The 14,770-nt window shown below is 72.2% G+C and carries 12 protein-coding genes and 2 pseudogenes; 10 read left to right on the top strand and 4 right to left on the bottom strand.

The features are described 5' to 3' along the window. Position 1 precedes the first annotated feature (1 nt). Positions 2 to 1,507, bottom strand: coding sequence for a SulP family inorganic anion transporter (locus B082_RS0102230; protein ID WP_026249339.1), 1,506 nt, complete (start codon positions 1,505 to 1,507; stop codon positions 2 to 4). Between the two features lie 663 nt (positions 1,508 to 2,170). Here B082_RS0102230 and B082_RS0102235 point away from each other — a divergent pair. Then, positions 2,171 to 2,545: a VOC family protein gene (locus tag B082_RS0102235; protein ID WP_018550191.1), complete on the top strand. Its 375-nt coding sequence runs from the start codon at positions 2,171 to 2,173 to the stop codon at positions 2,543 to 2,545. 92 nt (positions 2,546 to 2,637) lie between these two features. Further along, positions 2,638 to 3,078, top strand: a complete 441-nt coding sequence (locus B082_RS0102240; protein WP_018550192.1) for a hypothetical protein — start codon at positions 2,638 to 2,640, stop codon at positions 3,076 to 3,078. Positions 3,079 to 3,147: 69 nt separating this feature from the next. Here the strand turns inward: B082_RS0102240 and B082_RS0102245 are convergent, their stop codons facing one another. Next, positions 3,148 to 3,444 carry a hypothetical protein gene (locus B082_RS0102245; protein WP_018550193.1) on the bottom strand — a complete coding sequence of 99 codons (297 nt, stop codon included), beginning with the start codon at positions 3,442 to 3,444 and terminating at the stop codon, positions 3,148 to 3,150. A 141-nt stretch (positions 3,445 to 3,585) separates the two neighbouring features. Between B082_RS0102245 and B082_RS0102250 the strand changes: the two genes are divergently transcribed. Next, positions 3,586 to 3,945 carry an arsenate reductase family protein gene (locus tag B082_RS0102250; RefSeq protein WP_018550194.1) on the top strand — a complete coding sequence of 120 codons (360 nt, stop codon included), beginning with the start codon at positions 3,586 to 3,588 and terminating at the stop codon, positions 3,943 to 3,945. 10 nt (positions 3,946 to 3,955) lie between these two features. On the opposite strand, the gene B082_RS0102255 is transcribed toward B082_RS0102250, so the two are convergent. Further along, positions 3,956 to 4,870 carry a Gfo/Idh/MocA family protein gene (locus tag B082_RS0102255; protein ID WP_018550195.1) on the bottom strand — a complete coding sequence of 305 codons (915 nt, stop codon included), beginning with the start codon at positions 4,868 to 4,870 and terminating at the stop codon, positions 3,956 to 3,958. A gap of 411 nt (positions 4,871 to 5,281) precedes the next feature. Between B082_RS0102255 and B082_RS35425 the strand changes: the two are divergent. The 5 genes and pseudogenes from B082_RS35425 to B082_RS0102275 all read left to right on the top strand — a co-directional run. After that, a pseudogene (locus B082_RS35425) lies at positions 5,282 to 6,384 on the top strand (hypothetical protein); the annotation flags it as partial. A gap of 162 nt (positions 6,385 to 6,546) precedes the next feature. Next, positions 6,547 to 6,933: pseudogene (locus B082_RS35430) on the top strand (hypothetical protein); the annotation flags it as partial. After that, positions 6,930 to 8,072: an ARPP-2 domain-containing protein gene (locus B082_RS0102265; protein ID WP_018550196.1), complete on the top strand. Its 1,143-nt coding sequence runs from the start codon at positions 6,930 to 6,932 to the stop codon at positions 8,070 to 8,072. The pseudogene B082_RS35430 and the gene B082_RS0102265, both read left to right, overlap by 4 nt. 129 nt (positions 8,073 to 8,201) lie before the next feature. Then, positions 8,202 to 9,236 carry a glutamine synthetase gene (gene glnII, locus B082_RS0102270; protein ID WP_018550197.1) on the top strand — a complete coding sequence of 345 codons (1,035 nt, stop codon included), beginning with the start codon at positions 8,202 to 8,204 and terminating at the stop codon, positions 9,234 to 9,236. Between the two features lie 430 nt (positions 9,237 to 9,666). Beyond that, entirely contained in the window at positions 9,667 to 10,275 is a 609-nt protein-coding gene (locus B082_RS0102275) for a winged helix-turn-helix domain-containing protein (RefSeq protein ID WP_018550198.1), read from the top strand. Positions 10,276 to 10,350: 75 nt separating this feature from the next. Here B082_RS0102275 and B082_RS0102280 read toward each other — a convergent pair whose 3' ends face one another. After that, a complete protein-coding gene (locus B082_RS0102280; protein ID WP_199783739.1) occupies positions 10,351 to 12,483 on the bottom strand; it encodes an MMPL family transporter in 2,133 nt (710 codons plus the stop codon). A gap of 239 nt (positions 12,484 to 12,722) precedes the next feature. Here B082_RS0102280 and B082_RS0102285 point away from each other — a divergent pair, with 239 nt between their 5' ends. Both B082_RS0102285 and B082_RS0102290 read left to right on the top strand, forming a co-directional pair. After that, positions 12,723 to 13,991 (top strand): sensor histidine kinase, encoded by a 1,269-nt coding sequence (locus tag B082_RS0102285; RefSeq protein ID WP_026249340.1) that lies wholly within the window; start codon positions 12,723 to 12,725, stop codon positions 13,989 to 13,991. Next, positions 13,976 to 14,629 (top strand): LuxR C-terminal-related transcriptional regulator, encoded by a 654-nt coding sequence (locus B082_RS0102290; protein WP_026249341.1) that lies wholly within the window; start codon positions 13,976 to 13,978, stop codon positions 14,627 to 14,629. Before B082_RS0102285 ends, B082_RS0102290 begins: the two co-directional genes overlap by 16 nt. Positions 14,630 to 14,770 lie beyond the last annotated feature (141 nt).

The following is a 14,770-nucleotide window of genomic DNA, read 5'->3' on the forward strand; positions in this document are numbered from 1 at the left end:
CTCAGTGCCCGCCCGTCAGCTCTCCGCTCAGGGTGCCGTGCAGGGCGGCGCTCGGCGGGTTGAGGCCCACGATCTCGACGGTCTTGCCGCGCTGGGCGTACTTCGTCTCGATCGCGTCCAGGGCGGCGACCGATGAGGCGTCCCAGATGTGGGTGGCGGAGAGGTCGATGACGACCTTGTCCGGGTCGGTGGCGTAGGCGAAGCGGGTGACCAGGTCGTTGGAGGAGGCGAAGAAGAGTTCGCCGGTGACGGAGTAGACGACCTGGCCGCCGTCGGGGTCGGTGACCGCGGTGACGTCCGCCAGGTGTGCGACGCGGCGGGCGAAGATGACCATCGCGGTGACGGAGCCGACGACGACGCCGATGGCGAGGTTGGACGTGGCGACCACGATGGCGACGGTGATGACCATGACCGTCGTTTCGCCCACCGGCAGCCGGCGGAGGGTCTTCGGGGCGATGGAGTGCCAGTCGAACGTCGCGAACGAGACCATCACCATGACCGCGACCAGCGCCGCCATCGGGATGTCGGAGACGATCGGGCCGAAGGCGATGCAGAGCACCATCAGGAAGGAGCCGGCGAGGAAGGTGGAGAGGCGGGTGCGGGCCCCGGAGACCCGCACGTTGATCATTGTCTGGCCGATCATGGCGCAGCCGCCCATGCCGCCGAAGAAGCCGGTGACGATGTTGGCGATGCCCTGGCCGATGGACTCGCGGGTCTTGTTGGAGCGGGTGTCGGTGATGTCGTCGACCAGCTGGGCGGTCATCAGGGATTCCATGAGGCCGACCAGGGCCATCGCCAGGGCGTAGGGGGCGACGGTCGTCAGGGTGTCCAGGGTGAACGGCACGTCGGGCAGGCCGGGGACCGGCAGCGAGGAGGGCAGGTCGCCCTTGTCGCCGACGCTCGGGACCGCGATGCCCGCCGCCAGGGTGATGGTGGTGAGGACGGCGATGGAGACCAGGGGCGCCGGGACCACCCGGGTGACCTTCGGGAAGAACACCATCAGCAGCAGGCCGCCGGCGATCAGCGGGTACACCGCCCAGGGCACGTCGTGCATCTCGGGCACCTGCGCCATGAAGATCAGGATGGCGAGGGCGTTGACGAAGCCGACCATCACGGAGCGCGGGACGAACCGCATCAGCCTGGCGACGCCGAGGGCCCCCAGCACGATCTGGAAGAGGCCGGCCAGGATCACGGCCGCGATCAGGTAGCCGAAGCCGTGCTCGCGGTTCAGCGGGGCGATGACCAGGGCGACCGCGCCCGTCGCTGCGGAGATCATCGCGCGCCGGCCGCCGACGACCGAGATCGTGACCGCCATCGTGAAGGAGGCGAACAGGCCGATCGCGGGGTCCACCCCGGCAATGATCGAGAACGAGATCGCCTCCGGGATCAGGGCGAGCGCGACGACCAGACCGGCGAGGACCTCCGTACGCCACACCTTGGGGTCGGAGAGCCAGTCCGGTCGGAGGGAACGCAGCCGTGCTGTGGAGGAGAGCGCAGAAGCAGACAAGAGGGCGTACCTGTCGGTCGGGCGCGCCCGGTCGCTGGGAGCGTGCGGGCGTACGGGGGCACGTGCGGGGACGAGAGGGGTGCGGAGGCGCGGGGCGGCGTGCCGGGTGGAGCCGGGGCTCAGGGGTGACGGGTCACGGCGGGCAGGCGGCGTTGCGGGGCGTCGTCGTCATCCGCTCGCTCGCTCTCTCTCCCACCGGAATTTCGGGCGCGTTCCTCGGCTCCGCCCCGTGGGGCGTGGAATGTACACACACGCGTACGCGTGGTCCCTGGCGCCAGACAACTGTACCTGCCCCGGCCGTGGCCCTCAGGGCCTGTCCGGCGGATCTTCGTGGATCAGCCCGCGGCGTCTGGTGCGTGCTATCGGCGTGCGCCAGAATCGCCCTCGTACTGGACGTACTTGGGTGATTCGGGCGCGCGGCGAGAGTGCGTGCCAGGCGTCGCGGGCCCGCGAAGATCCGCCGGACAGGCGCTAAGATCGTGCCCGTGAACACCGGACCGGCTGTAGGCCATTCACGGAACGGCTACCCGGTGGTGGGCTGAGCCCCCTCCGGACGCGCCTCGCGGCGCGTTCCGTATGCCTGGCACGGGGACCTCCCCGGGCTCGTACAGCGTGCGTTTCCCACTGTGCCGAGCCACGAAGAGATCACGAGGTCGTTCACCCATGTCCGTTTCGTTCAATCACACCATCATCGCCTCCAAGGACCGCCACGCGTCCGCGCGGTTCTTCCGTGAACTGCTGGAGGTCGACGAGGCTCCCTCCTGGGGGCCGTTCGTCAACATTCAGCTCCCCGACGGCGTGCTGCTCCAGTTCGCCGAGCCGCCGGTCGAGATCCAGATGCAGCACTACGCGTTCCTCATCGACGACGAACTGTTCGACCGGGCCTACCAGCGGCTCACCGAGGGCGGGATCGAGCACTGGGCCGATCCGCAGATGACGCGGCCCGGGGAGACCAACACCGGGCACGGCGGGCGGGGCGTCTACTTCAAGGACCCCGCCGGTCACGCGATCGAGCTGATCACCCGCCCCTATCTGTAAGCCGGATCTGTAGGCCGGATCTGTAGGCCGGACGGCGGAGAAAGGGCGGCGGCGGGGTCGCGGTGCAGGGAGGATGCGCCGAAGCTGGGGGGATGAGTGAGCAGGCGCCCCCCGGCAACCCGGTCCCGCCGCCGCCTCCCCCGCGGCGGATGTGGCCCTGGGTGCTGCTGATGATCGCCGTGCTGCTGGCCCTCGCCGCGGGCGCGGCCTGGGCGGTGCTCTCCGACGTGATCCGCTCGGAGGGCTCGCGGACCGTGCACATCCGCTACGAGGTCACGGGGTCCGCCCAGGACGTGGTGCTGACGTACAGCACCTGGCGGGGCGAGGAGCTGTCGACCGGGCGGCTGGCGCTGCGGTCGCTGCCGTGGGCCGGGGAACTGGACACGAAGGGGTTCATGAGCGGGGGCTCGTTCGTCGTCAGCGTGGGCCGGGGCGGTGGGGACGTCTCCTGCGCGGTGACCGTGGACGACGGTACGCGGCGCACGGACTCGGCCTCCGGGGCGTTCGCCACGGCCACGTGTGACGGGTACTGAGACGACGGGCGGGCGCCCCCACGGTTGCGCGGGGGCGCCCGCCCCTTCGGTCGGCGCCCGTCCCTTCGGTCAGCGGCCGTAGCGGATGAGGGCGCGGACCATGCGGCAGGTGGTGTCGGACGGCGGGTGGATGCCGAGGCGCTCGGCGGTCGTGCGTATCCGGGCGTTGTTCGCACTGGACGGGAGGTAGACGCCGGAGTCCAGCAGGGCGATGGCCAGGCGCATCGCCTTGAGGCGGCGGTTGTGCGAGACATACCACTCGCGGGGGCGGCCGGCGGGGAGCGGCTTCTTCCTCAGGGGCTGGAACGGGGTCTTGGTCGGCGGCGTCTTGGTCAGCGGCTCGGTCGTGACTGCGGCAACGGCCATGGGCAACCTCCTGGCGCGGTGGCGGTACTCCTGGGAACCCTCACGAACTACCCCCCATTTTACCGCCGGGCACTGACAATCGCCCCTGGCCAGAGGGGTTTTCGTGGGTCTTCCGCGCGTCCGTCCCGTACCTTTGGCCCCATGGAGATCTGGATCAATCCCGCCTGTTCCAAGTGCCGCAGCGCGGTGCGGCTGCTCGACGCCGAGGGGGCCGACTACACGGTCCGCCGTTACCTGGAGGACGTGCCTTCGCCCGAGGAGATCCGGGCCGTGCTCGACCGGCTCGGGCTCGAACCGTGGGACATCGCGCGGACCCAGGAGGCGGACGCGAAGGAGCTGGGCCTCAAGGACTGGCCGCGCGACGCGGAGGCCCGGGAGCGGTGGATCACCGCGCTCGCCGATCACCCGAAGCTGATCCAGCGGCCCATCATCACGGCGCAGGACGGTACCGCCGTCGTCGCCCGCACCGACGAGGCGGTCCGGGACGCGATGGGCCGCTGAGCAGCCGCCGCTACTCCCCCGTGCCCGCCAGCGCCTCCGCCTCGGCCAGCAGTTCGGTGAGGCGGAGGCCGAAGCGTACGTCGCAGGGGTGGGCCTCGCCCGTGCGCACCGAGGTGATCAGCGCGTCCACCGCCGCCGCGAACGCCTCCACCGCGCCGTCCCACTTCGGCAGTTCGGCCACGCCGTGCTCGCCCCTGAGCACGACCTCCACCCCGGTCGCGGCGACCGGGGCGCCCAGGGCGAGGGTCACCGTGCTGGAGGCTCCCGAGGTGTGGCGCAGGACGAGGTGGTGGACGTCGGAGGGGCCCCGGGCGGCGGTGAGTCCGGTGACGTCGCCCAGGAGCGGGATCAGGACCGAGAGGGCGTGCGGGCCGACGTCCCACAGGCCGCCCCGCTCGCGGCGCCAGGGGGAGGCGGCGTACTCGCTGTCCGCCCCGGGGGCCCACAGCGCGCCGATCCACTCCGCGCGGGCGGTGAACCAGTCGCCCACCGCGCCCTGTTCGGCGATCCAGGCCGAGGTCCGGGGCGCGAACCGCAGCGTGCAGAAGAGGACGGAGGCGACCCGGGCCTGCTCGGCCGCCTCGGCGACCAGCCGGGCTCCGTCGACCGTGGTGGCGACCGGCTTGTCCATGATCAGGTGGCAGCCGGCCGCGGCGGCGCGGGCGGCCAGCGGGGCCTGTACGTCCGGCGGCAGCGCGAACGCGATGGCGTCGCTCGCGGCGAACAGCTCGTCGAGCCCCGTGTCGCCGGAGTAGGCGGGGGCGTCGTGCGCGGCGGCCAGTTCAGCGGCGGCCTCGGCGCGGCGGCCCCACACTCCGCTGAGCACGGCGCCGGGATGGGCGGCGAGGGCGGGGGCCTGAGTGTTCCGGGCCCAGGGGCCGGTGCCTGCCAGGCCGATGCGCAGGGGGGTCTCGGGTGTCGTCATGGAACCAGTGTGCCCGGTGCGGGCGGGGCAGCGGCGGTACCGGTGCGCCCGTGCGACCCGGGCACCGGCCCCGGCGCGGACCGGATCGCGGCCCCACCACCGCATCGCCCGGCGGCCCGGCGCGGACCGGATCGCGGCAGCCCCGCCACCACATCGCCCGGCGGCCCCGGCGCACCCGCGGGGCCCCCGGGCCGACGCCCCGGCCGCCGGGCATTGCGGTGGCGGGGCGCCGGGCAATGCGGTGGCGGGGCGCCGGGCCGGAAGGCTACGTTGGCGGGGCCGGCCGCGGGACTCCGGGGCGACTTCCGGGACTTGCCTGTAAAGCAAATATTTCGCTGCTCGCCCCCTCATTCCCCGGCCGGCTTCCGGGCGCGCGTACCGCCGTCCGGAACGCCACGGGGGACACACAACATGACGACCGGAACCACGACCGGGGCCGAGGGCCGTGCCGGTCTCGTCGCCGCGGAGGACGTACTCCTCTTCGTCAACGCCGCGATCACCGCCACCGGACAGCGCGAGTTCCGCACCCAGGCAAACCGGCAGCGGCTCTCGCTGGACTTCCTGCACGCGTACGTGCGGGTCAACTACCGCCGGGTGTACGCCGCTTCGCTCGCCCTGGACATCAACGACCACAACGCCGCACGCATCGTGCGCGGCCTGCTGGAGCACGCGGCCGACGCCTCGGTGGAGGAGAGGCGCGCCGAGGGGGCGCTGATCGCGGCGCGGCTGGCGAAGCTGCCGCCGCAGCGGGTCTACCGGCTGTTCCGGGAGCTGCGCGCGGCCCGGGTCAACAACCGGCGCACCCGCGCGATCATGCGGGACTGGCTGGCCGCGCGGCCGGACACGGCGCACGACGCCGTGAAGTACCGGGCGGGGCTGAAGACCGCCGTCCGCCACGCCCACCTGCGGCTCGACGGCCTGGGCACCGGCGCCGCGCCCGACGGTGAGCTGGGCGCGTTCCTGTTCCGGCCGGGGTCGCTGCCGCGTTACGCGCACCGGCTGCTGGACGCCTGGCGCCGCGCGCACTACGAGCAGGGCGCGGTCGGCGAGCTGCCGTTCACCGTGGCCGAGGGGTTCGCGGCCCGGCACGGGATGAGGCGGGAGGCGTTCGTGGAGCGGATGGTGCCCCGGATGACCCGGCTGGAGCGGCTGCGCACCCAGGGGGAGCGTGTGGACGGTCCGCCGGATCTGCCGGCGGGCGTCGATCTGACGGTGATGCCGCTGACCCGGCTCGCGCTGTACGTCCTGTCGCTGGACCGACAGGCGCGTGCGCGTCGCCGCGAGGAGCTGACCGGGGCGCTGCGCACCGCCGCCCGCCGCGCGGCGGGTCCGCATGCCGGGAGCTGGGGGCGGGTGGCCGCCGTCCTGGACGACAGCTACTCCTCGTCCGGTTCGGGCGAGAAGCGGCGCCGGCCGCTCGCCGTGGCGCTGGCCTGCCATTTCCTGCTGGAGGCGCTCGCCGCGCCCGGCGCGTACACCCCGCTGTGGACGACCGGGACCAGCGATCCGCTGCTAAGGGCTGTCCCGCAATTCCTGGCGGGCGCACGACGTCAGCTACGGCACCTCGCCGCGTTGTCGAAACGCCCGAATACATCCAGTATGCGGGCGCCTCTCCGCCTTGCGATGCACCGCATCTGACGCCGCGCGCTGATCCGCCAGGAATTGCGGGACAGCCCTTAGTCGTGCCGTGGGGGCCGACCCCGCTCGGCACCCGGGTCGTCGACGCGCTGGAGCACGGCCCCGACCGGCTGGTCATCGTCTCGGACGGCTGGGACAACGCCCCGCCGGGGCTCGCGGGTGAGGTGCTGCGGGTGTGGCGGGCCCGGATCGACCCGGACCGGCGTACGGCGGTGGTGCACGTGAACCCCGTATACGACGCGGACGGATTTGACGTCCGGCGGCTGTCGGCGAGCGTGCCGACCGCCGGTATCCGGGACGCCGAGGACCTGCCGGCGCTGGTGGAGATCGCGCGGTTCTCCGAGGGACGCACCGGGTCCGCCGAGCTGTACGCGTATCTGGACCGGCGGGCCGCCCGGTTCACGGAGACGGGAGGGGCGCGGTGAACCGGCTGGAGCCGACCGGACTGGCCGTCCGCCCCTCGCAGGTGTGGGGCGGCATCCGGCTGGTGCCGCTGGTGCGTGAGCGTCCCGTCGAGGGGCTGCGGCTGCACCGGGAGGTGTACGCGGGAGGCGGGACCGGGGCGGTGCGGGTGGGGCCGCGTACGCATGACACCTCGTACATTCCGCACGGGTTCGTCGCCGACTGGTCCGGTGAGGGGGCGGCCGGTGCCGCGTACGGGACGCAGCTCGGCGCCGACGACGGGCGGGGCCGGGCCGGCGAGCCGCCCCGGGTCCTGCGGCTGCCGCGCCACCGCCATCACCGGCTCGCCAAGCGGCAGGCCGGTGACCGGCTGCGATTCCTGCCGCTGCACCTGGCGTTGGAGGGCTATCTCGCGCTGCACTTCGGCGGTCCCTCGACGGCCTGGGAGGAGTGGTCGCGGCAGGCGCTGCGCGACGGGCTCTCGCCGCGTGCCGAGGACGCGTACCTGGGCCGGTCGGTGCGCGGGCTCGGGGACGCGCTGCGGGCGTTCGAGATCCATCCGGGCCAGTGCGGGGTGCTGGTGTACGCCGCCGACGCCCTGGCCGCCGCCTTCGTCGTCCCCCACCCGGACGACTACCGGCTGCTGCACCCCACGCTCGTGGAGGACCTGTTCGGTGAGCTGGTCCACCAGTACGCGATGTACGGGGCGCCGGTACCGGAGTTCGGGGCGCGCATCGCGGACGGGCCCGGGTTGCGGACGTTGGCGGGGCTGCGGGCGGCCGCGCGGGAGCAGGAGCGTGCGTGGGCCGAGGCGCACGACACGCTCTTCGCTCGGGAGCTGCTGGACACCTCGTACGGCTTCGAACGGGTCTACCGGATGGGCGGGTTCACGCTGTGGCGGTTCCTGCCCCCGTTCGTACGCGACGGGACCGGGCAGCACATCGGCGAGACGGTCACCGACCACAAGGGGCGGGTGGCGTATCTGAAGACGTTCCGGCTGTCCGAGGCGCAGATCCGGCGCGGATATCTGCTGCGGCGGCTGGCCGACGCGGACTGGCGGCTGCCCGTCGCCGCGCGGGCGCTGGGCACCAGCGAGCCGGAACTGCGGCGGCGGATCAGCGGCGCGGGCTTCGCGCATCTGCTCCGGCACCGGGAGGGATGAGGCCCGCGCCAAGGGCTGTCCGGCCGGGAAACCCCGGTAACACGGGGTTCACACGAGGGCAACGGTCGGGAAATCGCGCCTTGCGAAGCTGCGTCGCATACACCGCAGCACCCGCAAAGGATGGCTTCCGTGACGTTCAAGGCTGAGTACATCTGGATCGACGGCACCGAGCCGACCGCCAAGCTCCGTTCCAAGACCAGGATCATGCCCGGTGCCCCGTCGTCCGACGTGGCCCGGCTGCCCGTCTGGGGCTTCGACGGGTCGAGCACCAGCCAGGCCGAGGGCCACGCCTCGGACCGGGTGCTGAAGCCGGTCTTCACCTGTCCGGACCCGATCCGCGGCGGTGACGACGTCCTGGTCCTGTGCGAGGTCTTCGACATCGACATGACCCCGCACGCCTCCAACACGCGGGCACTGCTGCGTCCGGTCGCCGAGCGGTTCGCCGGGCAGGAGGCGATCTTCGGCATCGAGCAGGAGTACACGTTCTTCGACGGCCACCGGCCGCTCGGCTTCCCCGAGGGCGGCTTCCCGGCCGCGCAGGGCGGCTACTACTGCGGCGTCGGCGCGGACGAGATCTTCGGCCGCGAGATCGTCGAGAAGCACCTCGACAACTGCCTGAAGGCGGGCCTGGGCATCTCCGGCATCAACGCCGAGGTCATGCCGGGCCAGTGGGAGTTCCAGGTGGGCCCGCTGTCCCCGCTGGAGGTCTCCGACCAGCTGTGGATCGCCCGCTGGCTGCTCTACCGCACCGCCGAGGACTTCGACGTCTCCGCGACCCTCGACCCGAAGCCGGTCAAGGGCGACTGGAACGGCGCGGGCGCGCACACCAACTTCTCCACCAGGGCGATGCGCGAGGGCTACGACGCGATCATCACCGCGTGCGAGTCGCTGGGCGAGGGCTCGAAGCCGATGGACCACGTCAAGAACTACGGCGCGGGCATCGACGACCGGCTGACCGGACTGCACGAGACCGCCCCGTGGAACGAGTACAGCTACGGCGTCTCCGACCGCGGCGCCTCGGTCCGCATCCCGTGGCAGGTCGAGCAGGACCGCAAGGGCTACATCGAGGACCGCCGCCCGAACGCCAACGTCGACCCGTACGTCGTCACGCGGCTGATCGTGGACACCTGCTGCACGGCGCTGGAGAAGGCCGGCCAGGTCTGAGCCCAGGCACCGACGCCCGTAGTAACGAGGGGGCGCCCACCGGAGGTCCGGTGGGCGCCCCCTCCGGCGTTGTCAGTGGGTGACGGACCCCGACCGGCTGGAGGGGCCGGTTCCGGGTGGGCGGCGGGGCCGGTTCCGGGCCGGCGTGAGGAACGTAACGCAAAGGGTCGGTATCGACGGGTGGAAGAGGTCTGCTCCGGGGTGCCGTTCTCTGGTTGAATGGGGGCATGGCCAGTTACCCGCACACCTCGGCAGGTCGCAGCGACCTCGAGCCGTTCTGGCCCTCCCGTCAGCATCACGACTTCGACCGGGTGTGTTGCCGCGCGCTGAACGCGCCGGCCCTCTGAAGCCGCTCACCCGGCCTCCGGTCTGCGCGCACGCAGCAAGTCCGTCCACAGACGACTCCTTCGCGCGAAAGAGCTGACCCCTCATGGCGAACACCCGTTCCTTCTCCGCCGCAGCCGCTGCCACCGCAGCGCCGGCGGTGGCCGCTGCGACCGCATCCGTCCGTTCCCAGTCCCTGAGCCGGCACCGGCTGCGTGCCGTCGCCCCCGACGAGGTCGTCCAGCAGGCCGACGTATCCGCGTTCCTCACACCGGACGCGACCTGGCTGCCGGCTCCTCAGCACACCCTGCCCACTCTGCCGGGCCGGCCGCCGATGGTCGGTTACCTGGTGCTCGTGCCCGCCGACCAGCAGCCGGCCTTCGCTGCCGCCGCCGCCCAGTACACGGTGCCGGAGCAGCCGGTGGACGCGGCGGGCGGGCCGGTGACCATCGACCCCGTCCAGCGCTCCGCGTCGGTGAACGGGCAGCTGCTGGACCTCACCTACCTGGAGTTCGAGCTCCTCGCCCATCTGGTGGCGCACCCCCACCGGGTGCACACCCGCGATCAGTTGGTGACCACGGTCTGGGGGTACGGGCACGTGGGCGACGGGCGCACCGTCGATGTCCACATCGCCCGGCTGCGCCGCAAGCTCGGCGCCGAGCACCGCCGTTCGATCCAGACGGTGCGGCGGGTGGGGTACAAGTACGCCCCCTGAGCGCTCGTGTGAACACGACGGGCTCCGGCCCCGGTGCGGTGCGCCGGGGCCGGAGCCCGTCCGGTCCGTCCGGGGTCAGCCGCGCACCCCGGGTCCCACCGGGGTGGCGGGGGCGGCCGGCTCCGGTTCGCCGTGGTCCATGGCCCGCAGCCGGCCGAGGCCGCGCGGGGTGCGCCAGTTGCGCTCGCCGAGCATCGCCATCACGGAGGGCAGCAGCACCATCCGTACGATCGTGGCGTCCAGCAGTACGGCGGCGGCCAGGCCGACGCCCATCTGCTGCATGTCCTGCATCGAGAGGGTCGCGAAGACCGAGAACACCGCCACCATGATCACGGCGGCGCCGGTCACCGCCCCGGCCGTGCGCCGGATGCCCTCGTCGATCGCGGCCGGGGTGGCGAGCCCGCGGCCGTGCGCCTCGCGGATCCGGGAGACCACGAAGACGTGGTAGTCCATCGAAAGGCCGAACAGGACGACGAGGACGAACAGCGGCATCCATGCCTCGACCGCGCCGACGCCTTCCGAGCCGATCAGGCCGGCGCCCCAGCCGTGCTGGAAGACGGCGGTCATCACCCCGTACGCGGCGGCCACCGAGAGCAGGTTGAGCAGGATCGAGGTGACGGCGATGACGTACGACCGGAAGCAGAACAGCATCAGCAGGAACGTCACCGCGGTGATGAAGAGGAAGACGGGGGCGATGCCGCGCTTCAGCTGGTCGTTGAAGTCGACGGACCCGGCCACCTCACCGGTGACGTAGGCGCGGGCGCCGGTCGAGCCGAAGGCGGCGGGCAGCCGCTCCTCGCGCAGTTCGGCGAGGCCGTCCTTCCCGTCCGGCAGCGGGACCTCGATCTCGGCGACGTTCTGCGCCCGGTGCACGGTGACGTGGTCGAAGCCGGCGAGGGCCTTGCGGACGGCGGGGGCCGTGATGTCGTCGGCCTCGACGACGACCTGGGCGGGGGCGGGGCCGCCGGGGAAGGTGTCGCTGATGTGGCGGTAGGCGACGGACAGCGCGGAGTCCGAGCCGAACTGCTTCTCCAGGCCGAGGGACTCGGTCTTCATGCCGATGGCGGGCACGGCGAGCGCGAGCAGGACGGCGACGGAGGCGGCGGCGAAGAACTTCGGGCTCCTCAGGACAGGCCGCAGCAGCCGGCCGGCGAATCGGCCGCTCTGCTTGCCGCCCCGCTTGCCGCGCCGGTTCAGCAGCGGCACCCTGCCCGCGTCGACCCGGTCGCCCAGCCAGGACAGCAGGGCGGGCAGCACCGTCACGGAGCCCAGCATGGCGATGAGGACGACGATGATCGTGGCGAGGGCGAAGCCCTTGAAGAGCATCAGCCCGGACAGGAACATCCCGGCCATCGCGACCATCACGGTGAGCCCGGAGACCAGCACGGCCCGGCCGCTGGTGGCGGCGGCGATGCGCAGGGCGGTCTCGGCGTCGCGTCCGGCGGCCCGCTCGTCGCGTTCGCGCCGCAGGTAGAACAGGCAGTAGTCGACGCCGACGGCGAAGCCCATCAGGAACATCACGGAGTACGTGGTCTGGAAGAGGTGCAGCTGGTGGCTGGCCAGCGAGAGCAGTCCGAAGGCCGCCATGCACGCGGTGAGGGCCAGCCCTACGGGCAGCAGGGCCGCGACGACGGCTCCGAACGCGACGAGCAGGATGCCCAGGGCCAGGGGTACGGCGGTGAACTCGGCCTTCTTGAAGTCCTCGGAGAGCAGGTCGCCGAGCCACTTGCCGGCGCTGGCGTCGCCGAACTGGTGGATGGTGACGTCCGGCCGCTTCTCCTCCACCCCCGCCACGGCGTCGAGCACCGGCTGCACCCGGTCGGACGCGGTGCCCGCGTCGCCCTTCATCTCGAAGGTGATCAGCGCGTCCTTGCCGTCCTCGGAGCGGACCGGGTCCGCCAGGCCCGTGACCTCGCCGGTCCTGTCGAGGGCGGCGGTCAGCTCCCGCGCGGCGGTCCGCCAGCCGTCGGGCTCGGCCGCCGACACCATGACGAGTTCGCCGGCCCGGTGGCCGAGACCCGCGTCGGAGAGGATCTGTTCGGCGCGGGCCGAGTCGCCGGCGCCGTTCTCCGCGTCGGTCATCTCGACCATGCCCGAAGCTCCGCCGATGCCCGCGGCGAGTACGACGAAGAGCAGCCAGCCGAAAATGGCCGTCTTGCGATGGTGTGCGCTCCACACACCGATACGTGCCGCGAGGTTACGCCTCATGGCGGGTTCGCCCCCTGTTGCTGGATGTCCGACGTTGCTCCTCGAATCTAGGAAGGCGCCGGCCGCCGCCCCAGCCGCTGAACCCCCCGCCCGGCGAGACGTAGGGCGAGGTCAGCGGGGTGGTGCTGGGTACACCCCCATCGGGTGGGGAAGCGGCTGACGCCCGCGGTGCCCGACGGGTCAGACTGTGTGCGGACCGGGGCCGGCACGAGGCCCCGGCGAGGGGAAGAGGGACCGTGATGGACGCGAAAATGGGACGGGTCAGGTCGGCACTGCTGGCCGCGGGGCGCGGGCTGGTGCTGTCTGTCGTCGCGCTGGCGGGGTCCATCACACTCTTCGTGCTGACGGTGCTCTCGATCGCCTTCATCCCGCTGGGCATCGGCCTGGTCACCACCCCGCAGGTGCTGGAGGCCGTCCGCAAGCACGCCAACCAGCGCCGGCTGATGGCGATCACCTGGTCGAACGTGCGCATCCCGGTCCCGTACCGCCCGTTCCCGAAGGATGTGCGCAGCGGCTTCACCGGGCAGGTGGAGCGGACCACGCTGATGCTGAAGGACCCGGCGACCTGGCGGGACATCCAGTGGCTGCTGGTCGACATGACGGCCGGCTATACGGTGGCCGTGCTGGCGTCGGCGCTGATGCTCTACCCGGTGGAGGGGATCGTCCTGGCGGCGGGGCTGTGGCGGGTCTACACGGACGACCGGTACTGGTACGCGTTCGTCCCGGTCGACAGCCAGGGGACGGCTCTGCTCGCCGCCGCGCTGGGCGTGGTGCTGTTCACGGCCGGCGTCTTCCTGAGCAATCCCCTGCTGCGGGCCCACTTCATGATCGCCCGCTCGGTCCTCGCCCCCACCCACGAGCGTGAACTCGCGCAGCGCATCGAGCGGTTGACCGAGACCCGGCACGAGGCGGTCGACACGGCCGCGTCCGAGCTGCGCCGCATCGAGCGGGACCTGCACGACGGGGCGCAGGCCAGGCTTGTCGCCATGGGCATGAATCTGGGCACCGTCGAGGCGCTCATCGAGAAGGACCCGGAGCAGGCGAAGAAGCTCCTGGCGATGGCCCGTGAGTCCTCGGCCGAGGCGCTGACCGAGCTGCGTGACCTGGTCCGGGGCATCCACCCGCCGGTACTGGCCGAGCGCGGGCTCGGGGACGCGGTGAAGGCGCTGGCGCTGCGGCTGCCGATCCCGTGCGAGGTGGACGTGGAGCTGGCCGGCCGGGCCGAGGCGCCGGTCGAGTCGGCGGCGTACTTCGCGGTCAGCGAGGCGCTGACGAACGCGGTGAAGCACTCGGGCGCCGAGCGGATCTGGGTGGACCTGCACCACGGCGAGGGGGCGCTCAGGTTCTCGGTGACGGACAACGGGAAGGGCGGCGCGACGGTCGGCGCGGGCTCGGGCCTGAGCGGAATCGAACGCCGGCTCGGTACATTCGACGGCATCATGGCCGTCAGCAGCCCCGCGGGCGGTCCCACCATGGTGACCATGGAGATCCCTTGCGAGTTGTCCTAGCCGAAGATCTCTTCCTGCTGCGCGACGGCCTGGTCCGCATGCTTGAGGCGTACGACTTCGAGATCGCGGCCGCCGTCGAGACCGGGCCCGAACTGACCAGGGCCTTTGCCGAGTTGGAGCCGGATGTCGCCGTTGTCGACGTCCGGCTTCCGCCGTCCCACACGGACGAGGGATTGCAGTGCGCGCTGGCGGCCCGGCGCGCGAGGCCCGGTCTGCCGGTGCTCGTGCTCTCCCAGCACGTGGAGCAGCTGTACGCGCGCGAGCTGCTGGCGGACGGCAACGGCGGGATCGGCTATCTGCTCAAGGACCGGGTCTTCGACGCCGACCAGTTCATCGACGCGGTGCGCCGGGTGGCGGCGGGCGGGACGGCGATGGACCCGCAGGTCATCTCGCAGCTGCTGACGCGGCGTTCGCAGGACAAGCCGATGGGCGGTCTGACGCCGCGCGAGCGGGAGGTCATGGAGCTGATGGCCCAGGGCCGGTCGAACGCGGCGATCGCCTCGCAGATGGTGATCACGGAGCGGGCGGTGGCCAAGCACACCTCGAACATCTTCGGGAAGCTCGGCCTGCCCCCGTCCGACGACGACAACCGCCGCGTTCTGGCTGTCCTGGCCTACCTGGACCGGGGCCAGGGCTAAGGGCTGTCCCGCAATTCCTGGCGGATCAGCGCGCGGCGTCAGATGCGGTGCATCGCAAGGCGGAGAGGCGCCCGCATACTGGATGTATTCGGGCGTTTCGACAACGCGGCGAGGTGCCGTAGCTGACGTCGTGCGCCCGCC

It is taken from the genome of Streptomyces sp. ATexAB-D23 (assembly GCF_000373645.1).
Lineage (GTDB): Bacteria > Actinomycetota > Actinomycetes > Streptomycetales > Streptomycetaceae > Streptomyces > Streptomyces castrisilvae.

Coding starts and splice junctions, on each gene's coding strand:
- B082_RS0102235 (WP_018550191.1), top strand. CDS start 2,171: ATGTCCGTTTCGTTCAATCACACCATCATCGCCTCCAAGGACCGCCAC.
- B082_RS0102240 (WP_018550192.1), top strand. CDS start 2,638: ATGAGTGAGCAGGCGCCCCCCGGCAACCCGGTCCCGCCGCCGCCTCCC.
- B082_RS0102245 (WP_018550193.1), bottom strand. CDS start 3,444: ATGGCCGTTGCCGCAGTCACGACCGAGCCGCTGACCAAGACGCCGCCG.
- B082_RS0102250 (WP_018550194.1), top strand. CDS start 3,586: ATGGAGATCTGGATCAATCCCGCCTGTTCCAAGTGCCGCAGCGCGGTG.
- B082_RS0102255 (WP_018550195.1), bottom strand. CDS start 4,870: ATGACGACACCCGAGACCCCCCTGCGCATCGGCCTGGCAGGCACCGGC.
- B082_RS0102275 (WP_018550198.1), top strand. CDS start 9,667: ATGGCGAACACCCGTTCCTTCTCCGCCGCAGCCGCTGCCACCGCAGCG.
- B082_RS0102280 (WP_199783739.1), bottom strand. CDS start 12,483: ATGAGGCGTAACCTCGCGGCACGTATCGGTGTGTGGAGCGCACACCAT.
- B082_RS0102285 (WP_026249340.1), top strand. CDS start 12,723: ATGGACGCGAAAATGGGACGGGTCAGGTCGGCACTGCTGGCCGCGGGG.